Annotated in this window: 23 protein-coding genes and 1 pseudogene; 13 read left to right on the forward strand and 11 right to left on the reverse strand. The window is 69.2% G+C overall.

All coding sequences use genetic code 11. From position 1 onward, the window contains the following. Positions 1–131 precede the first annotated feature (131 nt). Genes LCY71_RS15445 through LCY71_RS15455 form a run of 3 tightly spaced genes read right to left on the reverse strand, consistent with a single transcriptional unit; the run spans position 132 to position 2,781 of the window. The gene (locus tag LCY71_RS15445; protein WP_225334037.1) at positions 132–1,085 is read right to left on the reverse strand and encodes a DNA replication complex subunit Gins51; all 954 of its coding nucleotides are present in this window, start codon (positions 1,083–1,085) and stop codon (positions 132–134) included. Continuing rightward, entirely contained in the window at positions 1,082–2,266 is a 1,185-nt protein-coding gene (gene priS / locus LCY71_RS15450; protein ID WP_225334038.1) for a DNA primase small subunit PriS, read from the reverse strand. The genes LCY71_RS15445 and priS overlap by 4 nt, the downstream gene beginning before the upstream one ends. A 38-nt stretch (positions 2,267–2,304) precedes the next feature. Then, positions 2,305–2,781, reverse strand: a complete 477-nt coding sequence (locus LCY71_RS15455) for a GNAT family N-acetyltransferase (protein WP_225334039.1) — start codon at positions 2,779–2,781, stop codon at positions 2,305–2,307. Between the two features lie 155 nt (positions 2,782–2,936). On the opposite strand from LCY71_RS15455, the gene LCY71_RS15460 reads away from it, so the two are divergent. Together LCY71_RS15460 and LCY71_RS15465 are read left to right on the forward strand one after the other, a co-directional pair. After that, entirely contained in the window at positions 2,937–4,028 is a 1,092-nt protein-coding gene (locus LCY71_RS15460; RefSeq protein ID WP_225334040.1) for a DoxX family protein, read from the forward strand. A 67-nt stretch (positions 4,029–4,095) separates the two neighbouring features. Continuing rightward, complete coding sequence (locus tag LCY71_RS15465) at positions 4,096–6,984, forward strand: RtcB family protein (protein ID WP_373325137.1); 2,889 nt, start codon at positions 4,096–4,098, stop codon at positions 6,982–6,984. Between the two features lie 54 nt (positions 6,985–7,038). Here LCY71_RS15465 and LCY71_RS15470 read toward each other — a convergent pair whose 3' ends face one another. After that, complete coding sequence (locus tag LCY71_RS15470; protein WP_225334041.1) at positions 7,039–7,470, reverse strand: type IV pilin domain-containing protein; 432 nt, start codon at positions 7,468–7,470, stop codon at positions 7,039–7,041. A 107-nt stretch (positions 7,471–7,577) separates the two neighbouring features. Between LCY71_RS15470 and LCY71_RS15475 the strand changes: the two genes are divergently transcribed. Next, positions 7,578–8,429 (forward strand): eIF2B alpha/beta/delta subunit family protein, encoded by an 852-nt coding sequence (locus tag LCY71_RS15475; protein ID WP_225334042.1) that lies wholly within the window; start codon positions 7,578–7,580, stop codon positions 8,427–8,429. A 45-nt stretch (positions 8,430–8,474) separates the two neighbouring features. On the opposite strand, the gene LCY71_RS15480 is transcribed toward LCY71_RS15475, so the two are convergent. Beyond that, entirely contained in the window at positions 8,475–8,672 is a 198-nt protein-coding gene (locus LCY71_RS15480) for a DUF8106 domain-containing protein (RefSeq protein ID WP_225334043.1), read from the reverse strand. Between the two features lie 340 nt (positions 8,673–9,012). On the opposite strand from LCY71_RS15480, the gene LCY71_RS15485 reads away from it, so the two are divergent. Next, entirely contained in the window at positions 9,013–10,032 is a 1,020-nt protein-coding gene (locus tag LCY71_RS15485) for a mechanosensitive ion channel family protein (RefSeq protein WP_225335931.1), read from the forward strand. A gap of 37 nt (positions 10,033–10,069) precedes the next feature. On the opposite strand, the gene LCY71_RS15490 is transcribed toward LCY71_RS15485, so the two are convergent. Next, complete coding sequence (locus LCY71_RS15490; protein ID WP_225334044.1) at positions 10,070–10,480, reverse strand: universal stress protein; 411 nt, start codon at positions 10,478–10,480, stop codon at positions 10,070–10,072. 172 nt (positions 10,481–10,652) lie between these two features. After that, positions 10,653–12,140: a bifunctional metallophosphatase/5'-nucleotidase gene (locus tag LCY71_RS15495; RefSeq protein ID WP_225334045.1), complete on the reverse strand. Its 1,488-nt coding sequence runs from the start codon at positions 12,138–12,140 to the stop codon at positions 10,653–10,655. Between the two features lie 120 nt (positions 12,141–12,260). Between LCY71_RS15495 and LCY71_RS15500 the strand changes: the two genes are divergently transcribed. The 8 genes and pseudogenes from LCY71_RS15500 (at position 12,261) to LCY71_RS15535 (ending at position 18,157) form a co-directional block, all read left to right on the forward strand. Further along, on the forward strand, positions 12,261–12,500 hold the full coding sequence (locus tag LCY71_RS15500; protein WP_225334046.1) for a DUF5816 domain-containing protein: 240 nt from the start codon (positions 12,261–12,263) through the stop codon (positions 12,498–12,500). Positions 12,501–12,658: 158 nt separating this feature from the next. After that, entirely contained in the window at positions 12,659–12,967 is a 309-nt protein-coding gene (locus tag LCY71_RS15505; protein ID WP_225334047.1) for a DUF7116 family protein, read from the forward strand. 217 nt (positions 12,968–13,184) lie between these two features. Continuing rightward, positions 13,185–13,726: pseudogene (locus LCY71_RS15510) on the forward strand (mechanosensitive ion channel domain-containing protein). Between the two features lie 206 nt (positions 13,727–13,932). Further along, a complete protein-coding gene (locus tag LCY71_RS15515) occupies positions 13,933–14,898 on the forward strand; it encodes a metal-dependent hydrolase (RefSeq protein ID WP_225334048.1) in 966 nt (321 codons plus the stop codon). A gap of 70 nt (positions 14,899–14,968) precedes the next feature. Continuing rightward, a complete protein-coding gene (locus LCY71_RS15520; protein WP_225334049.1) occupies positions 14,969–15,595 on the forward strand; it encodes a hypothetical protein in 627 nt (208 codons plus the stop codon). After that, positions 15,592–16,251 carry a DUF2238 domain-containing protein gene (locus LCY71_RS15525; RefSeq protein WP_225334050.1) on the forward strand — a complete coding sequence of 220 codons (660 nt, stop codon included), beginning with the start codon at positions 15,592–15,594 and terminating at the stop codon, positions 16,249–16,251. The genes LCY71_RS15520 and LCY71_RS15525 overlap by 4 nt, the downstream gene beginning before the upstream one ends. Positions 16,252–16,326: 75 nt before the next feature. Next, positions 16,327–17,868, forward strand: a complete 1,542-nt coding sequence (locus LCY71_RS15530; protein WP_225334051.1) for a TrkH family potassium uptake protein — start codon at positions 16,327–16,329, stop codon at positions 17,866–17,868. Between the two features lie 88 nt (positions 17,869–17,956). Further along, on the forward strand, positions 17,957–18,157 hold the full coding sequence (locus LCY71_RS15535) for a dodecin (protein WP_225334052.1): 201 nt from the start codon (positions 17,957–17,959) through the stop codon (positions 18,155–18,157). A 19-nt stretch (positions 18,158–18,176) separates the two neighbouring features. Here LCY71_RS15535 and LCY71_RS15540 read toward each other — a convergent pair whose 3' ends face one another. The 3 genes from LCY71_RS15540 to hisD all read right to left on the reverse strand — a co-directional run bounded on the left by LCY71_RS15540 (position 18,177) and on the right by hisD (position 20,522). Then, positions 18,177–18,548 carry a HesB/IscA family protein gene (locus tag LCY71_RS15540; RefSeq protein WP_225334053.1) on the reverse strand — a complete coding sequence of 124 codons (372 nt, stop codon included), beginning with the start codon at positions 18,546–18,548 and terminating at the stop codon, positions 18,177–18,179. A 200-nt stretch (positions 18,549–18,748) separates the two neighbouring features. Then, on the reverse strand, positions 18,749–19,249 hold the full coding sequence (locus LCY71_RS15545) for a GNAT family N-acetyltransferase (RefSeq protein WP_225334054.1): 501 nt from the start codon (positions 19,247–19,249) through the stop codon (positions 18,749–18,751). A gap of 1 nt (position 19,250) precedes the next feature. Next, the gene (gene hisD, locus LCY71_RS15550; RefSeq protein WP_225334055.1) at positions 19,251–20,522 is read right to left on the reverse strand and encodes a histidinol dehydrogenase; all 1,272 of its coding nucleotides are present in this window, start codon (positions 20,520–20,522) and stop codon (positions 19,251–19,253) included. Positions 20,523–20,641: 119 nt separating this feature from the next. Here hisD and LCY71_RS15555 point away from each other — a divergent pair, with 119 nt between their 5' ends. Further along, on the forward strand, positions 20,642–21,190 hold the full coding sequence (locus LCY71_RS15555) for a DUF1684 domain-containing protein (protein WP_225334056.1): 549 nt from the start codon (positions 20,642–20,644) through the stop codon (positions 21,188–21,190). 31 nt (positions 21,191–21,221) lie between these two features. Here the strand turns inward: LCY71_RS15555 and LCY71_RS15560 are convergent, their stop codons facing one another. Next, entirely contained in the window at positions 21,222–21,977 is a 756-nt protein-coding gene (locus tag LCY71_RS15560) for a DUF502 domain-containing protein (RefSeq protein ID WP_225334057.1), read from the reverse strand. Between the last annotated feature and the right edge of the window lie 43 nt (positions 21,978–22,020).

Genomic DNA, 22,020 nt, shown 5'->3' on the forward strand with positions numbered 1-22,020 from the left:
TGGTATTACGAAAGATGAAATAAAACCGGATGACATATACTGGTGTGCCACCGGCGACGCTACGCCCGTCACGTCGAGAGAAGACAATCGGTCGCGGTACCGTCGAGCCGCCCGAAACGGCGGGCAGCCGCTCACTCCAGCCGCTCGGCCGCGTCCCGCTTCACGAGCGGCGCCGCGTTCTCCTCGGGCAGCGTGACGACGTCGTCGGTCGAGAGGTCGTACTCCCGCTGGTCGACGCCGAAGATTTCCCCGACGTCGTCCGTGATCCGGACCGTCGTGCGCTCGACGTCGGGGCCCGCGTCGCTGCCGGCGTCCGCGTCGACTCCCGTGGCCGAATCGCCGCCCGCGTCGCCGGCTCCGGGCGTCGGATCGCTCCCGGCGTCCGGCGGTGCCGACTCGTCGGTCGCGTTGGCGACCTCCGCCCGGGGGGACGCGTCTTCGGGCGGCTCTTCCGGCGGCGGTGGCGGAATCTCGTCGGCGCTCCGCTCCTGATCGGCCCCCATCACGTCCGCGGCGTCGACGCCGGTCCCCTCGGCCGTCTGTTCCGGGTCGCTCTCCGCGGTCGGTCCCCCCTCTGACGCCGGATCCGCTGCCGGGGCCGGCTCAGCCGGGGCTGACTCTTCCGGCTCGGTCGGTCCCGGCGTCGGGTTCGACGCGGTCGCGTCGCCGCTGCCGCTCGCCACCGCGCCCGTCGCCGTCTCGCCCGCCAGCACGTCGAGGACGTGGTCGCGGTTGTCCTCGATGGCGCCGACGAGCGTCTCGAAGAGGTCCCGCTCCTCGCGGGTCAGCCCTTCCTCCTCGGCGGGCATGTCCGCGGCCGCCAGCGAGGCCATCTTGACGATCTTGCCGACGCGGCGCTCGTAGATGGCCTCGACGGTCTGCTCGGCCGTCTTGATGTCGTCGGTCAGGCGGTTGACCTCGGGGGCGTCGAAGGGGTCGTCCGCGCGCTCGGCGGCGTGGTCGCGCTCCTCTCGCAGCCCCTGGATGAACTCGCCCGCGTCGGCGTAGAACGACTCCCGGAGCTGCTGGAGGCTGTCGGTCTGGCGCTCCCGCGATTGCACGGACTGGAGTTCGTCGAGGTTCATTCTTCACCTTTCTCGGCGCGGCCGCGGGCCATCAGGAAGACGCCCACGTGCTCAGGGAGAGTTGTGTTGCCGGGCTCCACCGTAAAGCTGTCGTCCCCGAGCTCGACCGGCCCGGCCCCGTCCTCGCTCACCTCGACGGCGATCTCGTGATTTCGGAACGTCTCCGGGACGGCGTCGACCAGCGGGTCGAACTCGTCGATGGCGTCCCGGTCGATCCGCCGCACCGCGAGCCCGGACCCGCCGTGGAGGCTGCCCGGCAACCGGATGAGCCGGTTCGTGTCCGTCGTCACCGGCTCGTCGATGGGGGCGTTGTCCTCGGCGACCACCTCTGCCATCAGTATCTTCGCGATCTCGTAGAAGGCCGGGTGGACGTCGATGTTGCCCGCGGCGAGCTGGTCGTAGTTGTTGCGGGCGGCGGTCAGCGCCGCCGTGGCCTTGCCTTCTCCGATGCCCTCGTAGGACTGCAACTCTTCGAGCGCGTCGTCCTCGTCCAGCTCCAGCAGGTCGTCGACGAACGAGAGGACGTGTCGGTGCGCGCGCCCGCTCCACCCGCCCTCCGTCGAGAGCGTGCGCTTCTGCGCGGGGCTCGACCGGCCCGCGGTGCCCGCGACGGCCTCCTCGTCGATCAGCTGATCGAACTCGAGGCCGATGCCGCGGACGTAGTCGACGACCTCGCGGCGCGCGTCCCGCTCCAGGTGCTGGATCCCGTCGTCGCGGACGTGGACGTGGTATCCCCGCCCGCCTGAGAAGACCACGGTCAGGTCCTCGAATCCGAAGTCGTTCTCGAGGAAGTCCAGCAGGCGCAGGAGGGCGTCCTTGCAGGCGGCGAGCATCTCGGCGTAGCTGTCCTCGCCGGGCCGCACGGAGGGCAGGTGGTCGGCGTCCAGGTCGAACACGAGGTCCGAGGACTGCCACTCCTTCTCGCCCATCGAGGACGCGCTGGGCTCCTCGTAGCGCCCCGCGGAGAAGTAGACGTGCCTGGGGCGCTTGCGCTGGAGGAAGTCGGAGAGGTCGCCCAGGTCCAGCAGCGAGCGGTGACGCACCATCGTCTCGCCCGGGCCGTCGGTCCACGGAATGAAGCCCCACTCGCGCCGATCGGCGTCCGGGGGCGGCGTCAGCTCGGCCCGGCGGTAGTAGTCGCCGAACCGACCGCGCAGGTACGCCCGGGTGCGCTCGTCCATCGGCCCGGTGTTTCCGGCGGGTCGATAAAGGCGTTGCGCTACCGCAGGAACTTCGAGAGCTTGTCGCGGATGGTGTCGTCGCCGAGTTTGAGGTAGAGGGCGTCGCCGCCGTCCTCGTAGTAGTTGTCGATGCGACGGCGCACCTCGAACCCGAGGTGCTCGTAGAAGCCGATGGCCGACTCGTTGGTCGCACGAGCGTGGCATGTGACCGACCCGTAGTCGTCCGCCACGCGGGCGATCAGCCGCTTGCCGAACCCGTGGCCGCGGTAGTCCCGGTCGACGGCCAGAAAGAGGACGTAGCCGTCGTTCCGCACGGCCGCGAAACCGACGAGCCGGTCCTTGGAGCGGTCGACGTAGACGTAGACCTTCGATCGCCGGTAGGCGCTCCGGAAGAAACCCCGCCGCTGTCGGAGGACGCCTTCCTCCTCGCGGATCCGCTCCTTGAGTTGCCAGGCGGCGTCCACGTAGTCGTCGTCGCCCCGCTCGACGATCCGCGATTCGACGTTGACGCTCACTATCCGCGTTTAGGCCGTAGGTGACTATAATTCCACCGGCACCGGGCGGTCCCCGACGGTCGGCGGGCCCGCCCGACTGTCTCGTTCAGGGCGATTCGACGGCTCGTTCGTTCCCAAACGGCCAGGTTCAGGTACCCCTGGTTCCTAGCGCGGCCATGGTCAGACGAACGCTCGCTACCGTCGTCGCGGCGCTCTGTCTCCCGCTGCTCGCGCGCCCCGCGCTCGCGCACGTGGACTACGTGACCGACCCGGTCGGCCGGACCGTCGACGCAGTGGCGTTCGTCCGCGAGGTGCTGTCGGACCCGGTCAACGCCGCGCTGTTCGCCGGCGCGACCGCCGTCAGCGTCGCCGCGCTCGCGGCCTACCTCCGCTACAGGCCGACGCTCACCGACCTCGCGGTACTCCGGGAGGCCCTGGCGAGCTACGACGACCTGATCCCGTGGATGCTCCGGCTGAGCCTCGGGCTCCCGCTGGTCGGCGCGGGCTTCCAGGGCTACCTGTTCGCGCCGACCGTCTCGTTCGACCCGTCGACCAACCCGCTGCTCCGCCTGACGCTGATCGCCGTCGGCTTCTTCATCCTCTTTGGCCTCGCGACGCGGGTCGTCACGCTCGCCGGTCTGGCGCTGTACGCGGGTGCGCTGGTCCTCGACCCCGGCGTCGTCCTGGCGATGGAGTACGTCCCCGGCTTCCTCGCGCTGCTGATCGTCGGCGGCGGCCGCCCCAGCGCCGACGACATCCTCCAGCGCGTCGCCGCCACGGAGGGGACGGTGTACGGCCGCGTCGACCGCGTCCACTACCTCAAGCGGTGGCTCGACGAGCGGACGGATCCCTACCGCGCCGTCGTCCCGACCGTCCTGCGCGTCGGGATGGGCGTCACCTTCGTCTACCTCGGCGTGGTCCAGAAGCTCGGCGACCCGGGCCGCTCGCTGCGGGTCGTCGAGAAGTACGATCTGACCGCGGTGATCCCCGTCGACGCCGGGATGTGGGTGCTCGGCGCGGGCCTGCTGGAGGCCGTCGTCGGCCTCTTCCTGATCGCCGGCCTGCTCACCCGCTTCGGCGCCGCCGTCGCCTTCCTGCTGTTCACGACGACGCTGTTCGGCCTCCCCGACGACCCCGTGCTCGCGCACGTCACCCTCTTCGGGATGGCCTCCGCCGTGTTCACGCTCGGCGCCGGCCCGCTCTCGCTGGACCGCTGGCTCGGCGACGCGCCCGCGGGGGACCGGGACGTCGTCCCGGCGGACGACTGACGCCCTGCGAGCGGTGTTTCCGCCAGACACCGCACCACATTTGACCGTTCCGCCCGGAGCCTCCCGTATGACCACCTACGACGCGGGCGAGTTCACCCTGGAGAAGGTCAGGGACTACGTGTGGGAGATCCCCCAGGAAGGGGCGATGAACGCGCCGGCGCGCGTCCTCGCCAGCGAGGCGCTGCTCGACGAGATCAGCGAGGACGAGACCCTCCAGCAGCTGCGCAACGCCACGCACCTCCCCGGGGTGCAGAAGCACGCCCTCTGCATGCCCGACGGCCACCAGGGGTACGGCTTCCCCGTCGGCGGGGTGGCCGGCATCGACGCCCGAAACGGCTGTATTTCGCCCGGAGCGGTCGGCTACGACATCAACTGCCTTCCGGGCGACGCTAATGTCCGCCTGTCGTTCGGCCGCCGAGCGCCGATCGAATCGCTCCGAGCCCGCTTTGAGGACGAGGAAGCGATGGTCGCCGGCGACGACTTCGTTCCCTCTGGGATCCGGCTGTTCACAGAGTCTGGCGAGAAGACGGTCTACGAGGTCGAAACCGCGACGGGCGAGCGGATCGAGGCCACGGCCGATCACTCCTTCCTGACGCCTGACGGGATGGTCGACCTCGCGGACCTGAAGCCCGGCGACTCGGTGTTCGTCCAGCCTTTCGAGGGGATCGAGGACGAACGACCGGAGGAGGCGACGCTCCTCACCGAGGAGGACTTCTCGGAGTACAACTGGCAGATCCAGCGCGTTCTCGAGGAACGGGACCTCCTCCCGCTGCGAACCACCGACGAGGCGTTCAACCACCTGCTGAAGATCCTCGGATTCTTCACAGGTGACGGCTCGTTCGGCGGCGAGGGACAGGTCTGGTTCTACGGCGAACCTGAAGACCTCGAAACGGTCCGCGAGGACGTTCGCGCCGTCGGATTCAAACCGTCGAAGGTCTACGCCCGTGAGCGCGACCACCAGATCGATGGCAATTCCTCCCAGACCATCGAGCATAGCTTCGAAACGACCTCGAAGGCGTTCCGGCTCCTGATTCGCAAGCTCGGTGTCCCGGTCGGTGAGAAGATCGCGTCCGGGTTCACGACGCCCGGGTACTTCGGGCGCCTCGCCGACTGGCAGAAGGCGCTCTACTACAGCGCGTACTTCGGCGCGGAGATGAACGCGCCCGCCCCGCAGCACGACAAGCACCTCTACTGCCCCAAGGTTTCCCAGACCCGGACCGTCGACACGGCCGACGCCGGCGAGTCGTTCCTGAAAGACCTGGCCGACTTCCTCGCCGATCTCGGTATCGAGACCAATGCCATCGAGCGGTTCGACGACGACTCCAACAGCGAGCGCGACGTCGTTCGTCTCCGACTCGGCGTCAAGAACGACTCTGAGAACCTGATCCGCTTCTTCTCGCGAGTCGGGTTTCGGTACAACCGGGAGAAGCGGGAGAAGGCCGTCGCAGCGATCCAGTACCTCAAGACGAAGGAGCGGGAGATCGAACGCCGCGAGTCCATCGCGACCGAGGCGAGGACGATGGCCGACGGCGGTGCATCAGCCGACGAGGTCAAGGACGAGTTCGAGATCAACGGCCGGTTCGTCGAACGGAGTATCTGGAGCGGTCGTTCGGGGCGGCCGAGGCCGGGCGACGACTTCCCGAACTTCGAGGAGTCCCTCGAGTCCGTCGAAGTTCGCGACGACCTGACCGTCGAGACGGAAATCGCGTCGATCAGGGAGGCCCGCGAGAAACCCGTCTACGACATCGGCGTCGAACACGAGGCGCACAACTTCGTCGCCGACGGGTTCGTCGTCTCTAACTGCGGAGTGAGAATGGTAAAAACGAACCTCCGCTACGACGACGTCCAGGGGCGCGAGGAGGAACTCGTGGACGCGCTGTTCGACGCGGTCCCCTCGGGCCTGGGCGGCGGCGGGATTCACGACAGCTCCGACGGCGACGTCGAGGCGGTGCTGGACCGCGGCGTCGACTGGGCGCTGGAGGAGGGCTACGCCGTTGAGTCGGACCTCGCGCACTGCGAGGACGAGGGCCGCCGGCCGGACGCCGATCCGGACGCAGTCTCGCAGAAGGCGAAGGACCGCGGGAGAAACCAGCTCGGGTCGCTGGGCTCGGGCAACCACTTCCTGGAGGTCCAGCGCGTGACGGACGTCTACCGCGACGACGTGGCCGCGGAGTTCGGGCTCGACGAGGATCAGGTCGTCGTCCTGATCCACTGCGGGTCGCGGGGACTGGGTCATCAGGTCTGTACGGACTACCTGCGCGACATCGAGCAGGCGCATCAGGGGCTGCTGAACCAGTTGCCGGACAAGGAGCTGGCGGCCGCACCGGCCGGCTCGCACCTCGCGGAGGAGTACTACGGGGCGATGTGCGCGGCGATCAACTTCGCGTGGGTCAACCGCCAGCTGATCATGCACCGGACCCGCGAGGTGTTCGCGGACGTGTTCGACCGCGACTGGCGCGAGATGGAGATGGAGCTGCTGTACGACGTGGCCCACAACATCGCGAAGAAGGAGGTTCACGACGTGGAGGGAGAAGAGAAGGAACTCTTCGTTCACCGCAAGGGCGCGACGCGGGCCTTCCCGGCGGGTCGGCCGGAGCTGCCGCCGGCCTACGCCGACGTGGGCCAGCCGATCATCATCCCGGGGAGCATGGGCGCGGGCAGTTACGTCCTCCGGGGAGGCGAGAACAGCCTCTCGGAGACGTTCGGCTCGACGGCCCACGGCGCGGGCCGGCTGATGAGCCGCACCGAGGCCAAGAGCAAGTACTGGGGCGGCGACGTGCAGGACGACCTGCGCGACCAGCAGCGGATCTACGTGAAGGCCCAGGACGGTGCCACAATCGCGGAGGAGGCCCCCGGCGTCTACAAGGACGTCGACGAGGTGGTCCGCGTCTCGGACGCGCTGGGCATCGGCGACAGAGTCGCCCGGACGTTCCCGATCTGCAACATCAAAGGATAGGCGGCCGCCGGGCCGGGGACCGTCGCTCTCGCTCCCGCTGCAGTCGGTCGACGGTCAGGCCCCGTCCCACTCGTCGATCTTCGTCGCGTTGCCCTCCCGGACGAGGTAGACCTCGACCTGATCGTCGCCGCCGACGGATTTGCCCCACTCGTTGCCGGCGCTGAGCGGGACGGCGTCGCCCCGGGTGACGGTCGCCGATTCGTTGACGCCGGCCAGCGCCGCCCAGGCGACCCCGTGGTCGGAGTCGTTGATCGTGACCTCCCCGGCGGGGAGCTCGTCGCCCTCCTCGTGGGCGACGATGAGCGTGCCCGCGCTCTCGACGTAGTCGTAGGTGAAGTTGGCGTTCGGCGGCCCCGTGTCTTGGTCCTGGACGACCAGGACGTGGACGCCGACGGTGCCGGTGACGACGACGGTCATCCCGACGAGGATGACGACGCTGGCGACCTCCGACAGCGCTCTCGTCTCCTCCGACAGCTCGGCGGCCATGCACTCCGATAGTGGGGAGGTCCTTAATATGCTGTTCGGCCGGGATCGGAGAACGCGGCGTCGGGGACGGCGGAAAGCCCTTGTCGCCTCGCCTCGCAGTCCCGGACATGATCGACGAGACCGTCGACGAGATCGAGGAGATGCAGACTCACAGCTCTTCGGTGGTCGCTGTGAAGGCCGCCCGCGCGCTGCGGACGCTCACGGAGCGGGAGTTCCCGTCGGTCGACGAGTACCTGCGCGGGCTGGAGCGCAACAGCAACGCGCTCCGGCGGGCCAACCCCTCCCACGCGTCGCTGCACACGACCCAGCGGGCCATCGTCGAGACGGTCCGGGAGGCGGAGCCGGCGGACCTCGAGACGGCGAGGGAACTGACCGAGGACGCGGTCGACGACGTCGTCGATCAGGTGGAGTCGGCGAAGCGGAAGGCCGCCGACCGCTGTGTCGACCTGATCGCCGACGAGGAGACGCTGCTGACCCACGACTACTCGACGACCGTCCTCCAGTCCATCGAGGCGGCCGTCGCCGACGGCGCCTCCTTCGACGTCTACGTGACCGAGGCTCGCCCGCGGTTTCTGGGGCGGCGGATGACGCGTCGCCTCGCCGCGATGGAGGGCGTGGAAGTGACGCTGATCGTGGACGGCGCCGCCGGCCACTACGTCAGGGAGTGCGACAGGGTGCTGGTGGGGATGGACTGCATTGTCGACGGGACGCTGTACAACCGCGTCGGGACCTACCCGATCGCGGCGGTGGCCGCCGACAGCGGCGTCCCGACGACCGTCGTCGGGTCGCACGCGAAGCTCATCGAAGGGGGGTTCGCCTTCGAGAACGAGTTCCGCTCCAGCGCTGAGGTCATGCGCGAACCCGCCGAGAGCTTCGAGATAGCGAACCCGGCCTACGACGCGACGCCGGCCGGGCTCCTCGACTCGGTCGTGACCGATCGTGAGACGCTGACGTACTAAAATCGTGAGACGCTGATGTACTAAAAGTAGACTTCGAACGGGTAGTTACCGCCGTGCGACGACGGACTCGCAGTCGGGACAGACGTAGGCCGTCCCCTCCGCGTCGGACACGTGGTCCCAGTCCTCCTCGGCGTCGCCCTCGAACCCGCAGGCCGGGCAGAACAGCCGCGACTTCCGGCGGGCGGTGTCCGGCGGTCGGCTCCGATCGGACGCCTTCTTCGGTCGGTATTTGATACTGGTCATCGTCTCTAGATGGCGGTCGAGCGGGCAAAAGTCTGTTGCGTAATCGTTCGATTATACCACGGTATCGTTTCACGTCCGTCGGAAAATTGCTGATGGATAGGCGAAGAAGATGACAGATGTCGTTCCGTGGCGGTCCCGCCGGACGTCCGGCGATCCGCCCGCCCGGACGAGTCCGGCCCGCGACGCAACCCTTTAGGCCGCCGCGCGAAGCGACCATTGCATGGCAGTCCGGGGAACGCGGCCGACGGTCGTCGGTCGGGACGTGGTCGCGCAGGCGACCCCGTCGCCGACGGAGACGCCGACACCGTCGCCGACGGAGACGCCGACGTCCGAGATCCCGATGGAACTGTTCCCGCAGTGGGTGCCGGATCCGGTGATCCAGGCCGGCGCGACCGTGCTCGTGCTCGTCGTGGCCTACGGCGTCTCGCGACTCCTCGTGCGCCTGTTCGGCCGCCGGATCGCCCGGCGGTACCGCAGGCCCAGCCTCACGCGGACGATCCTCCGCGGGTTGAAGCTCGGCGTGTTCCTGCTGGCCTTCCTCACCATCCTACGCATCTACGGGATGGAGCTGTCGGACATCGCCCTCTCGGTGACCGTGTTCACGGCGGTGCTGGGCGTGATCCTCGCGCCGATCGTCGGGTCGATCATCAGCGGCGTCTTCCTGCTGGCCGACCAGCCCTACGAGATTGGGGACATGATCGAACTCGTCGACCAGGATCGGCGCGGGTTCGTCGAGGACATCACGCTCCGGTACACGAAGATATTCACGATGGACAACACTTTCCTCGTGATCCCCAACGGGACGATGCGCGAGCGGGACGTGATCAACTACTCCGCGGAGGACCCGCGGACGCGGCTCACGCTGTCGATCACGGTCACCTACGAGAGCGACGTCCCGCGTGCGCGACAGATCGTCGAGTCGGCCGCGCGGTCGACCGACGGGGTGATCGAGGGCGGGCCGAACATCCGCGTCGGCGCGGAGCGGTACCCCTCCGCGCCCACCTGTTACATCGACGAGTACGGCGACCACGGCATCCTGCTGACGCTGCGTTACTGGGTCACCGAACCGTATCGGCTCCTTGCGACCCGGTCGCGGATCTACACGTCGGTCCTGGAGGCCATTCAGGACGAGGACGTCGAGATCGCCTACCCCCACTCGCACCTGTTCTTCGACGACACCAGCGGCGAACTTCAGGTGTCGGCCGACAGGCGCGACGCGGTGTCGGACGCCCGGACCGACGTGAATCCCGACGCCCCGAGAGACCCGCGATCGGATGCACCGGCGGATTCGCAACCGGACGCTCCGACGGACGACCCGGACGGCCCCCGTCGCCGGGACGACGCCGACGGGGACTCCTGATCGCACGCTCCGTGGCGGCAGGCGCGGTCCGCCGCAGTCAGGAGTCGCCGACCGACGCGGTGACGACGTCGCAGTCCAGTTCGTCGCGCAGGAAGCGCTCGACGTCGGGGTCGTCGACGAGCCGGCGGACCATCGATCGCCAGCGGCTGACCTGCTTGCGCCCGATGACGACCGCGTCCGCGGCCTGCGAGGCGGCCTCCTCGAGGATTGTCTCTTCGACGAGCAGCCCCGACCGGACGACGTAGCGCGCGTTCGGAACGTGGCCGAACGCCGACTCGACGGCCCGCTTGAGGTCGCTCCGGCGAACCCGCTCGCTCGACTGGTAGAGGTTGACGTGCAGGACCGACAGGTCGGCGTCGCGCGCCTCGGCCTCGCGGATCGCCTTCGACAGCGTCGCCCGGGAGTGCTCCGAGAGGGGGTACCTGACCGGGACCAGAACCAGTGCCATCAGATCAGCGTTCGACCCCGTCCCCCTCAATCGTTCCGCTTGCGGTGTGGGGATTGCCCGGCAGATACCAGTCACGTCCATCTGCTGTCGTTTCCTGTCGAGAAAGTATATACAATACCAACAGATGGTGGCCGAGACCTCGGCCGCGAGCGGACGCACTCGCCGACGAACGCTATCCCTCCCGTTCCCCGCCGCGCCCCCGACGGACGATCCGGCCCTCGATCTCGGGATCGATCCCCTCGGAGCGGGCGTAGTCCGCGAGAGCGTCGTACTGCCGGCCGACGGAGTCGACGTGGTGGGCCGGAGTCAGCGTCGGGTACTCGTGGTCGGTCCCGAGGAGGTACTCCGTGGTGACGACAGTGTAGGTCGCGTCGTCGTCGACCGGTTCGCCACCCACGCGGAGCCGCTCTATCTCGCGGTCGTCGTCGTTCCAGACCACGGACAGCCCGCTGAAGTGGCCGTTCCACATGCCGTCGGGCAGGGCCTCGACGACGTCGCCGCTGGCCTCGCGGACAACCCGTCGTAGCTCCGCCCCGGTCACCGAAAGCAGCGCCAGTTCCTCCTCGAAGGGGACGACGGAGACCAGGTCGGCGACGGTGACGTCGCCGCCGAGCGGCGGTCCGGTCCGGATCCCGCCGCTGTTCTGGAGCCCGACGTCGGCACCAGAGGACCACCGGTAGGCGTCGGCCACGAGGTTGCCGACGCGCGTCTCGCCGGCGGCGATCAGTTCGTCGGAGCGTTCGATGGGATCCGCGACGTGCGCGACGACCTCGTCGAGGTCCGCGGCGACGAGGCGATCCCGGAGCGCTTCGGCCACGGGCTCGTAGACGGGCGCGTCGTCGATGGAGTACCGGCGGGCGCGCACTGTCTCGCCCAGTTCGACCGCGAAGACGACCTCGCCGTTGACGCCCGGCCGCGTCAGGACGGTCCCGTCGATCCGCTCCGCGGTCACGTCGTGGACGTGCCCGCCCAGGACCACGTCGACGTCCGTCTCGCGCGCCAGGTGCTCGTCCTCGCGGCCGAGGTGCGCGAGGACCACCACGTCGTCGACCTCGCGTTCGCGGAGAGTCGCGACGCCCTCCCGGACGGCCGGGACGGGGTCCTCGAAGGAGAGCGGCCCGGCGCCGGGATTGTACCGGGCGCTTCGCGTGGTGACGCCGACGAAGCCGAGCCGTCGGCCGTCCACTTCACGGACCGCGACCGAGACGGTCTCCTCGGGGAGGAACCGCTCGCCGGGAGGGTCGCTCCGCTCGACTCCCGAGCCCCGCTTCACCTCGTTCGACGGGACGCCGGGCGGCTCACTTCGTTCATCGCTCGAGCCCGACCTCGCTCCGCTCGGCCGAACCCCGTCCTGTTCGACGTTGGCCGTCAGCCACGTCTGCGGAGAGTCCCGTACGACGGCGGCGGTCGCGTCGATCCCGTGATCGAAGTCGTGGTTCCCGAACGTCTCGAAGTCCGTCCCGACGGCCTCGAAGAAGGGCAGCGCCTGTCGGCCCTCGGTCACCAGCGAGAGCACGCCCGGGGCCGTGTTGTCGCCGGTGCCACAGACTACCGCGGTCCCGTCGCGCAGGCCACGCAGTCGGCCGGCGAGGCGTCCGATCCTGTCGGGGTCGTCGTAGGCGTTCTCCACGTCGGAGTAGTGGAGCAGCGTGGGCGGCATTCACCGGACGAAGGACCGGGCGCGACTAATACTCTCGGCCCGCGAGCGAGCACACCGAGAGCGCCGGCAGAACGCGCGCCGGTCCAAATTGGTAAACCGCTCGGACGACCACGGAGGAACATGGAGCGACGCGACGGACCGGACGGCCGGGAGCTGTACGTGGATCGAGAGCGACGGGAACGCGGTTCGAAGGGACCCTTCTTCGTCGTCTACTCCGACCCCGAGCGGGACGCCCGGTGGGGATACTTCTGCGGTAACTGCGAGACGTTCAACAACGCCATGGACGCGATGGGCCGGATCCAGTGCAACGAGTGCAGCAACGTCCGCAAGCCCGACGAGTGGGACGCCGCCCACGAGTGAGCGCGACGGTCGCGGGCTGACCACAATCGGGACCGCTGGTCGCCCGTGACGCCGCCGGCCGGTCGGTTCCGTGACGCGACCGCTCGATCCGGCGCAGAAGTATCACTGTCGTTCAACGTGGAAACGCTTAAGATGTGGCGTGTGGTAAACTCTCTCAGATGGGGGCCGTTACCACATCACTGGCCGAGCAGGCCGAGTCGATCTTCGACGATCTCGGGTACAGCGTGTCCCGCGACGGCACCGACATCCGGGCCGAGCGCAAGTGGCGCACCGTCAGCGTCAAGCTCGATCCGGACCCGGACCCGTCGGCCGTCCCGACCGACGGACGCTTTCGGTGCTTCGTAACGCAATCGGACGCCGCCGCGGGGACGTATCGCTCCGTCGCACTGGCCGATCCCGACTACGAGTGGGCGGTCATCGGTGTCGACGACGACGGCGATTACGAGGTCTATCGAAGAACGTCGTGAGCCGCCTCGGGGTCAAGTGGTTCGAGAGAGCGAAGCTCTCCCGTCATCACGAGACGGCTCCGCCGTCTTGGACGACCCCGAGGCAATCGCTTGTTTCCTCCGTAGATCGCCCGTCGCCCCGACCGTGCGGATCGGCCGCACGTCGTCTCTGCTGTATCTTTACACCCCGATCACGGGGGCGGTCCGCGCCCCGACTCTTTAGGGCGGTTCTGCCCTCGTGGGTTCCACGCTCCGGATCGGCGTCGTCGAGCACGCCGTCGAACAGTTCGTCGCCGACGTGGCCGTCGCCGTCCCGCGAGTCCTGACCGGCCTCGTCTTTCTCGCCATCGCCGCGGTGACGATCACGGCGATCATGGTCGTCGTCCGGTGGTTGCTCGCCCGGGCGCTCCCGGGCGACTCGCCGGTGTGCCGTCAGTTTCTCCCCACGGTCGTCGCCGCGTTCCTGTGGTTCGCGGCCGCGCTCTCTTCCTCTCGCTCGTCGGGTTGAGCCTGATCGCCGCCTTGCTCGGCACCGCCACGGGCTTTCTCGTGCTGGGGGTCTCCTACGCCCTCTCCGGGATGATCGCCGACGCCGTCGCCGGCGTCTCCCTCCTGCGGGATCCCGACTTCGACGTCGGCGACACCGTCACGGCGGGCGACCTGACCGGCGAGGTGGCGGCCATCGAACTCCGGAGGACCCGCCTGCGGGTCGACGGCGACGTCGTCGTCCGGGCTATAGTAGCAATTGCACGCACTGACACACTCGAGATGTGTAAATAGTTTCAATTGCTACTATAACGCGGCCATCGAGGAGGAGTGGCGCCGTCACGACCTCGGAGCCGAGCGAACCGACGCTTCGGACTGAGCGACCGGGAACGAAGCGACCCGGAGCCCCGACGCCACCGAGTGAGCGGCGCTGTGATACCGCTCGACGCGCGTAGCGCCGGCACGAACGCCTTATACGTTCTCCCGGCCAAGCCCGGCCTATGTTCGTCGGCCACGGGCTCCTGGCCTTCGCGCTCGTCGCGGCGGGAGCGCGGTGGCTGGGCAGCGACCGGCGTGCGGCGCTGTACGCCGGCCTGCTGGCCGGTCTCTTCGCGACCCTGCCCGACCTCGACATCCTCTATGGCCCGGTGGGGCTGCTCGGAGGCGTCTCCGGCGCCTTCGACGCCGCGGCGGCCTTCTGGGAGACGGGCAACGTCGTCCACCGCGGTCCGACACACTCCCTGCCGGTCAGCGCGGCCGTGGTGGCCGGCGTCGCTCTCTGGCACGCCGCGTCTGCGCCGATCCACGCGTTCGGGGACGTCGAGACGACGTCGCGGGTCAGGGCCCGCCAGGCCGTGCTCGGCTGCCTGCTGATCGGGGGGCTCGCCGCGGCAGTGGCCCTGCGCAGCGGCGGGCTGGCCGGAGTGATCACCGCCGTCTACGCCGCCGGCGGAATCGGCATCGCGCTGTTCGCCCGCCGGCTCGGACGCTCGCCGACGACCGTGCTCGCGACGGGCCTCGTCGGAACCGTCACGCACCCCTTCGGCGACCTGTTCACCGGCGAGCCGCCGGGCTTTCTCTACCCGCTGGACGCGACGCTCGTCGCGGAGCGGATCGTCCTCCATCCGGACCCGACGCTACACCTGCTGGCCGCCTTCGCGATCGAACTGACGACGGTGTGGCTGGCGCTCGCGGTCTACTTCTGGCTCACGGAGTGGCGGCTCCGCGAGCACATCGACCGCCGGGCACTGCTCGGCGTCGGGTACGGCGCCGCCGCGCTGCTGCTCCCCGCGCCGACGCTGGGGACGTCGTACCACTTCGTGTTCACCGTCATCGCCGTCGGCGTCGTCGGCCTGACGCCCCACTCGTACTGGAAACTCCACTGGCGGCGGACCGCCGCGACCGGGCTGGCGACGGTCACCGTCGCGTGGGCCGCGTACTTCGCGGCGCACCTCGCCGTGGGCTGACCTGTCCGCGGCGGTCGCGTCCCCCACCGTCCCGGTAAGCTTTCGGCGGTCGAACCGCAACGAATTCGCCATGAGTCGCGAGATCGGGGACCTCATGCGGGGTGCGCGGACCAACGCCGCGCTCTCGTGGGCGCTGATCGCCCTCGTAGCCGTCGCCGCCGGGACCAGCATCTACCGGGGGGACGTGCTGTGGGCTGGTTTCGCGCTCGTCGTCGCCGGACTGGCCGTCCTGCCGCCGGTCGCGCTGCGGGAGCCGCTGGCGATGCTCCCCTGGGAGGTGACCGCGCTGGCGGCGCTGCCGGTGCTGGGCGGAGCCGTGACCCGGGTGGACATGATGGGACAGATCGCCACGTACCTCGCCGTCGCGGCGGTGGCGCTGATCATCGCCGTCGAACTGCACGTGTTCACGACCGTGCGGATGTCGGACTCGTTCGCCGTCGTCTTCGTCGTCGTGGCGACGACGGCTGCCGCCGGCGTCTGGGCGGTCGCCAGGTGGGGCATCGATCAGTTGCTGGGGACGACGTTTATGCTCGATCCCGAACTGAGCGAACACGCCATCAAGACGGCGCTCATGTGGGAGTTCGTCGCCTCGACCGCCGCCGGGGTCGTCGCCGGTCTGGTGTTCACGCTGTACGTCCGCCGGTACGCCCACCCGAGCGATCGGGTCCCCACCGAGGTCCCGGAGGTGCGGTCGTGAGAGTCCGCGACCGGCTCGGGATCGGCCCGGAGTGGCAGGTCCGGATCACGTACGTCATGGAGCTGTCGCTGGTCGGGATGCTGTTCATCGGTCTGGAACGAGGGAACTTCGGTATCGTCCTCAACACGGCCATCGCGCTGGCGGTCGCCCAGCTCCCGCCGCTGCTGGAGCGCGACTACGACGTGCCGCTGGACCCGGCGCTGACGCTGTGGATCACCGCCGCCGTCTGGCTCCACGCGCTGGGCACCGTCGGCCTGCCGGGCGCGGAGCAGAACTTCTACCGGACGGTCACGGGGTACGACCACGTCACCCACGCGCTCTCGTCGTCCATCGTCGCCGCGGCCGGGTACATCACGGTCCGCGCACTGGACCGCCACTCCGACGTGGTCCAGCTCCCGCGTCGCTTCGTGTTCGTGTTCGTCCTGCTGTTCGTCGCCGCCTTCGGCGTCCTCTGGGAGGTCATCGAGTTCGCCGTGGGCGGACTGGCGTCGATGACCGGCGGCCAGGCGGTGCTGACCCAGTACGGCCTCGAGGACACGATGCTCGATCTGGTGTTCGACCTGGTCGGCGCCGTCATCGTCGCGACGTGGGGCACGGCCCACCTCTCGGACGTAGTCGGCGCGGTCACTGAGCGACTGGCGGAGCGGGACGACTGACGGGAGATCCCGGCCGACGGCCGCAGTCGACAGTATGAAGGCCCGTGCAGCCGCTTTCTCCGATACGTCCGACGCATGAGTCGCTCCCCCTACGTCGATTATCGATCGGCGCTCCACTTCGTCGGCAGTCTCCTCCTGCTGCTGATGGTCCCGTTGACGGTCCCGGTGGTCCTCGCCGTCCTCTACGGCGAGTCGCCCGTCCCATTCCTTGCGACGATGGCGGTCTCGGGCGGACTGGGGGTCGTCCTCAGGCGCATGGGTCCCGATCCGGACCTGGGGCACCGCGAGGGCTTCCTCGTCGTCGCGCTCTCGTGGCTGGCCGTCCCGCTCGTCGGCACGCTCCCGTACCTGATCGCCGGTGAGGGGAGCATCGCGTCGTTCCCCAACGCGCTGTTCGAGTCGATGTCCGGGTTCACGACCACCGGCGCGACGGTGATGGACAGCATCTCCGTCGACACGCACGGCCACGCGATGATGCTGTGGCGACAGCTCACCCAGTGGCTCGGCGGGATGGGCATCGTCGTCCTCATGGTCGCCATCCTGCCCGACCTCTCGGTCGGTGGCGCCCAGCTGATCCGCGAGGAGTCGCCGGGGCTGGACGTCGAGAAGCTCACGCCGCGGATCCGCGAGACCGCCGCGGCGCTGTGGAAGATCTACGCCGCGCTGACCCTGCTCGCGGCTGCCGTCTACTACGCGCTGCACCTGGCCGGCCTGGCCCCGAACATGGGGCTGTACAACGCCGTCGCTCACGCGCTGACGACGCTGCCGACGGGCGGGTTCTCCCCCGAGGCACGCAGCGTCGAGGCGTTCACGCCGGCGATACAGTGGGCCGTCGTCCCCTTCATGATCGTCGCCGGGACCAACTTCGCGCTGTTCTGGTACGTCCTCCAGAACCGGCCGCGCCGACTCGCCGAGAACACCGAGTTCCGCTGGTACGTCGCGTCGATGGCGGTCGTCTCCGCGCTGGTCGCCGCGATGCTGTACGTCGGCGTCGGGATGGACGTCGTACCCGACCGGATCGACGCGGTCGTCGGTAACGCCGAGAACGCCCTCCGGCAGGCCGTCTTCCAGACCGTCGCCATCGTCACTACGACCGGGTACGCCAGCATGGACTTCAACACCTGGAGCGACCTCGGGAAGGTGACGCTGTTCTTCGCCATGTTCCTGGGCGGCTCCGCCGGGTCCGCCGCCGGGTCGATCAAGATCATCCGCTGGGTCGCCATCTCGAAGGCCGGCCGGCGAGAGCTGTTCACGACGGTCCACCCCGAGGCGGTCAGGCCGATTCGCTTCGGCGATCGGGTGATCGACGAGGACACGGTCCGGGGCGTGTTCTCGTTCGTGTTGATCTTCCTCGGCATCTTCGCCGTCTCGACCGTCCTGATCTTCCTCGACGCCCAGCGCGTCGACGAATTCTCGCTGTCCGCGCTGGAGGCCGCCAGCGTCGCGCTGGCGACGCTGGGGAACATCGGACCGGGCTTCGGCGAGGTCGGGCCGATGGGCAGCTACGAGCGGTTCACGCCGGCGACCAAGTTCTATCTCGTCTTCCTCATGTGGATCGGTCGCCTGGAAATCATCTCGGTGCTCGTCGTCCTGACGCCGAGCTACTGGCGATCCTGACGCCGCCGCCTTCGATCGCGGCGCGACGTCCCGCTCCTCACCGCTCACCGCCAAAAGTGTTAATTATCGTAGCGTTTCAATGTCGTGTATGGTATTCAAGAAGATCACGCTGATCGGCACGAGCGAGGAGAGCTTCGAGGAGGCCGTCGACGACGCCATCGACCGCGCCCAGGAGACGCTGGACAACCTCATGTGGGCGGAGGTCGAGGACCGCGGCGTCGAACTGGCCAGCGTCGAGGACCGGGAGTACCAGGCGGAGGTCGTCGTCGCGTTCGAGCTAGAGGAGTAGAGCGGGCGTCTCGGCGGCGCTACGTCCGGAACGACTCGCCGCAGCCGCACTCGCTCTCGACGTTGGGGTTCCGGACGTGGAACCCCTCGCCCTGCAGCCCGCCCTCGAAGTCCAGCACCGAGCCCTCGACGTAGTTCAGGCTCGCGGGGTCGACGAACACGCGCAGCTCGTGGCGCTCGAAGATCCGGTCCTCGTCGTCGGGCTCGTGCTCGAACCGCATCCCGTAGGAGAGGCCGGCGCAGCCGCCCTGCTTGACGAACAGCCGCAGGCCCGCCTCCTCGAGGTCCATGTCCTCCCCGTCCATGAGGTCGACCGCCTCGCCGGCGGCCGCCTCGGTGACGTCGATCCCGTCCGCGCCCGCCTCGGGGTCGGGGTCCGCTGTCTCGCTCATAGGTCCACCCAGGCGACCCGCAGTGTTAACGGTGACGCCGACGGACTCGCTCTGCTCGTCCCTCGAGCCGCTGCTCGCTCCACTCGTCTTCCGAGCCCGCGCTCACTGTGTTCGCGTGGACGCCGGTTGCCCGAACCAGTTCGGGCGTCTCCCCTTGCCAGTCCCGGTTCGGCCGCCCCGTTGCCGGTCGAGGTCGCCGACTACAGCTCCTCGCGGAAGACCCGCTCCTCGATCTCGTGGTAGGCCAGCCGCGTCGTCGTGGTGTCGACCTCGCGAAAGCCCCGGTCGCGATAGAACTCGATCGCTCGCTCGTTGTCCGCGAGGACGGTCAGTTCGAGCCACTCGCGGTCGTCGGCGCGGTCCTCGACGGTCGACAGGAGGTGCGATCCCACGCCCTGGCCCCAGACGCCGGGTTCGACGTACAGCCGCGAGAGGAAGGCACCCTCGGGGTCGTCGGGGTGGTCGACGACGTCGGCGAACCCGCGGACTCGCCGGCCCAGTCGGGCCACCACGAAGGCGATGCCCGGGTCGCGGACCTGCTCGCGCACGCGCTCGGTGACGTACCAGTCGGCGAGGACGGCGTCGACGAGGCTCTCGCCCAGCAGGTCGTCGTAGGCGGCGTGGAAGCTCCGGCGGGCGACCCGCTGGATGGCGGGCACGTCGAGCACCCGCGCGTCGGCCACGCCGTCGCCGCTCGGCATCTCAGTCGTCCAGACGCCGCCGGACGCTCTCGGCGTGGGCCTCCAGTCCCTCGGCCTCCGCGAGCGTGGTGATCGTCTCGCCGAGGTCGGCCAGGCCGTCCTCCGAGACGCGCTGGACCGTCGTCGACCGGAGGAACGTGTCGACCGAGAGCCCGCCGACGAGCCGTGCTGCGCCACCGGTCGGCAGCACGTGGTTCGGCCCGCTGGCGTAGTCGCCGGCCGCGACCGGGCTGTAGGGCCCGAGGAACGCCGACCCCGCAGAGGGGATCCGCTCCAGCAGGTCCTCGTCGTTCTCGGCCTGGATCGAGAGGTGCTCGGCGGCGTACTCCTCGGCGAAGAGGACGGCCTCGCTCATCGAGCGCGCCAGGAAGACGCCGGAGGCGTCGCTGGAAAGCGCGCCGCGGACGACGTCCTCGCGCTCCCGGCCGCTGGCCTGCTCCTCGACGGCCGCCGCGACGGCCTTGGCGGTGTCCTCGTCGTCTGTCACCGCGACGACAGAGGCGTTCTCGTCGTGCTCGGCCTGGGCGACCAGATCCGCCGCGACGTACTCGGGGTCGGCCGTCTCGTCGGCCACGACGAGGATCTCCGACGGGCCGGCGAGGAAGTCGATGGCCACGTCGCCGCGCACCTCGGCCTTCGCCGCGGTCACCCAGCGGTTGCCCGGCCCGACGACCTTGTCGACGGCGTCCACCGTCTCGGTCCCGTAGGCCAGCGCCGCGACGGCCTGCGCGCCGCCGATCTGGTAGACTGCGTCGGCGCCGGCGGCGTGGATGGCCGCCAGCGTCACGGGGTTGATCTCGTCGGCCGGCGGCGTGGCGACGGCGACGTGCTCGACGCCGGCCACCTTCGCCGGGACGACGCCCATCAGCGCGCTGGAGGGGTACGCCGCCGTACCGCCGGGCGCGTACACGCCGGCGCTCTCGATGGGTCGGAAGCGCCGCCCCAGCGAGCGCCCGCCGAAGTCCTCGCGCCAGTCCTCGGGCAGCTGGGCCTCGTGGAACTCGCGGATGTTCGCCGCCGCGGCCTCGATGGCCTCGCGGGTCTCGTCGTCTATCTCATCGTAGGCCCGCTCGATCTGGTCCGTTATCTCGACGTTGCCCACGGTGACGCCGTCGAACTCCTCGGCGAACTCTCGGACTGCGACGTCGCCCTCCTCGCGGACGCGGCCGACGATGTCGGCCACGTCGTCGCGCACAGCCTCGACGCCGGCGTCGCGTTCGAACAGCGCCCGCCGCTCCCCCGGTCCGAGGTTCTCGACCCGTCGAACGTTCATACCCGTGATTGGGGCCGCCGGAAAAAACGGTTTGCTATCCGTCGCGGCCGTCCCCGTCGGGCGAGACCCTCGAACCCCGCTCCGCCAGCCTGAAACGACCCCGCCGACTATCTCCGTCCATGGCCGACGACATCGACGACTGGGCCGAGCGTCTCAGGGAGAACCGACGGGAGAAGGACCGCTTCTTCGCCGAGCACCGCCAGTCGCCCATCCCGCCCGACGAGCGCGAGGCCTTCGACGGCCTGGACTACTACGACCCCGACCCCGACTACCGCGTCGCGGCGACCGTCACCGTCCACGACGACCCCGACCCTGTCGAGATGGACACCAGCGACGGGCGAGCGGTCCGGTACCTCCGGGTCGTCACCTTCGAGTTCGAACTCGACGGCGAGCGTCGGCGACTTCACGGCTACCGTCAGGATACCGACGACAGCGAGTCCGTCTTCGTCCCCATCCGGGACAAGACGACCGGCCAGGAGACCTACGAGGGCGGCCGCTACATGGAACTGGAACCCGAGGGAGAACTGGCGGACGGCGACGAGGTGACCCTCGACTTCAACCTCGCGTACACCCCGTTCTGTGCGTTCAGCGAGACGTTCTCCTGCCCGTTCCCGCCCGAGGAGAACTGGCTGGAGACGACCGTGGAGGCCGGCGAGCGGGAGACCTGACGCCGGCCGGCGCTCGCTGTACGGAACGCTCTCACACCCTCCCGTCCCCGGTATTTCCGTCCGTCATTGCACCGTCGGCGGCGTCCTCCGCACGGTCCGCCTCCTCCCGGGCCGCCTCGTCGAGGGTGAGACCCGTCGACATGATGGCCTCCATCCCCTCCTCCACGGTGAGGTCGACGTCGTGGACGCGGTCGGCCGGCATCGAGACGAGGTTGCCGCCCATCACCGGGTTGGGCGCCATCGGGACGAAGACAGTCTCCATGTCCCCGTGGCCGGCGACCGTCTGGATCACCTCGGGCGTGTCCGCGGTCAGGAAGGCGATGGCGTAGCTGCCCTCGTGCGGGAACTCGACGAGTTTCACCTCCTGAAAGCTCTCCGTGTCCCCCTCGACGAGAACGGCGCTCATCCGCTCGACGCTGCTGTAGATGGATCCGACGCCCGGGAGGTCCTCCATCACCGCGTCGACCCGGTCCCCGACGTGGGTCTCGGGGCCGTGCCGGGCCGCCAGACCGACGAGCAGTATCGATCCCAGAACGAGACCGGCAGCGATCGACTCGACGATCAACCGCCCGAGCCCGTCGAACGGCCCGAGCATGCCGATCGCGTCGGCCAGCGGAGCCAGCGCGTTCGTTACCGCGTTCAGCGCCCACAGCAGCACGAGGACCGTAATCAGGAACGGGACGGTCAACACGAGCCCCGAGATGAACGTCTGTCGGAGGTCGGACGCGACCTCCTTCTCCTCTCGGGCGGCCATCCGGATGACGTCGTCCACGTCGGGCCGTGACATAGGCGATATACGGCCCGGAGGCCGAAATGTTTTGTTTCCTAAC

This window comes from Halomicrobium urmianum (assembly GCF_020217425.1).
Lineage (GTDB): Archaea > Halobacteriota > Halobacteria > Halobacteriales > Haloarculaceae > Halomicrobium > Halomicrobium urmianum.

What these genes read in the sequence shown, in the direction of transcription:
- LCY71_RS15490 (WP_225334044.1), bottom strand. Translation starts at nt 10,480, where the DNA reads ATGGCACTGGTTCTGGTCCCGGTCAGGTACCCCCTCTCGGAGCACTCC.
- LCY71_RS15465 (WP_373325137.1), top strand. Translation starts at nt 4,096, where the DNA reads ATGACCACCTACGACGCGGGCGAGTTCACCCTGGAGAAGGTCAGGGAC.
- LCY71_RS15535 (WP_225334052.1), top strand. Translation starts at nt 17,957, where the DNA reads ATGGTATTCAAGAAGATCACGCTGATCGGCACGAGCGAGGAGAGCTTC.
- hisD (WP_225334055.1), bottom strand. Translation starts at nt 20,522, where the DNA reads ATGAACGTTCGACGGGTCGAGAACCTCGGACCGGGGGAGCGGCGGGCG.
- LCY71_RS15540 (WP_225334053.1), bottom strand. Translation starts at nt 18,548, where the DNA reads ATGAGCGAGACAGCGGACCCCGACCCCGAGGCGGGCGCGGACGGGATC.
- LCY71_RS15515 (WP_225334048.1), top strand. Translation starts at nt 13,933, where the DNA reads ATGTTCGTCGGCCACGGGCTCCTGGCCTTCGCGCTCGTCGCGGCGGGA.
- LCY71_RS15460 (WP_225334040.1), top strand. Translation starts at nt 2,937, where the DNA reads ATGGTCAGACGAACGCTCGCTACCGTCGTCGCGGCGCTCTGTCTCCCG.
- LCY71_RS15520 (WP_225334049.1), top strand. Translation starts at nt 14,969, where the DNA reads ATGAGTCGCGAGATCGGGGACCTCATGCGGGGTGCGCGGACCAACGCC.
- LCY71_RS15480 (WP_225334043.1), bottom strand. Translation starts at nt 8,672, where the DNA reads ATGACCAGTATCAAATACCGACCGAAGAAGGCGTCCGATCGGAGCCGA.
- LCY71_RS15505 (WP_225334047.1), top strand. Translation starts at nt 12,659, where the DNA reads ATGGGGGCCGTTACCACATCACTGGCCGAGCAGGCCGAGTCGATCTTC.
- LCY71_RS15560 (WP_225334057.1), bottom strand. Translation starts at nt 21,977, where the DNA reads ATGTCACGGCCCGACGTGGACGACGTCATCCGGATGGCCGCCCGAGAG.
- LCY71_RS15470 (WP_225334041.1), bottom strand. Translation starts at nt 7,470, where the DNA reads ATGGCCGCCGAGCTGTCGGAGGAGACGAGAGCGCTGTCGGAGGTCGCC.
- LCY71_RS15555 (WP_225334056.1), top strand. Translation starts at nt 20,642, where the DNA reads ATGGCCGACGACATCGACGACTGGGCCGAGCGTCTCAGGGAGAACCGA.
- LCY71_RS15445 (WP_225334037.1), bottom strand. Translation starts at nt 1,085, where the DNA reads ATGAACCTCGACGAACTCCAGTCCGTGCAATCGCGGGAGCGCCAGACC.
- LCY71_RS15485 (WP_225335931.1), top strand. Translation starts at nt 9,013, where the DNA reads ATGGAACTGTTCCCGCAGTGGGTGCCGGATCCGGTGATCCAGGCCGGC.
- LCY71_RS15475 (WP_225334042.1), top strand. Translation starts at nt 7,578, where the DNA reads ATGATCGACGAGACCGTCGACGAGATCGAGGAGATGCAGACTCACAGC.
- LCY71_RS15530 (WP_225334051.1), top strand. Translation starts at nt 16,327, where the DNA reads ATGAGTCGCTCCCCCTACGTCGATTATCGATCGGCGCTCCACTTCGTC.
- LCY71_RS15545 (WP_225334054.1), bottom strand. Translation starts at nt 19,249, where the DNA reads ATGCCGAGCGGCGACGGCGTGGCCGACGCGCGGGTGCTCGACGTGCCC.
- LCY71_RS15495 (WP_225334045.1), bottom strand. Translation starts at nt 12,140, where the DNA reads ATGCCGCCCACGCTGCTCCACTACTCCGACGTGGAGAACGCCTACGAC.
- LCY71_RS15500 (WP_225334046.1), top strand. Translation starts at nt 12,261, where the DNA reads ATGGAGCGACGCGACGGACCGGACGGCCGGGAGCTGTACGTGGATCGA.
- priS (WP_225334038.1), bottom strand. Translation starts at nt 2,266, where the DNA reads ATGGACGAGCGCACCCGGGCGTACCTGCGCGGTCGGTTCGGCGACTAC.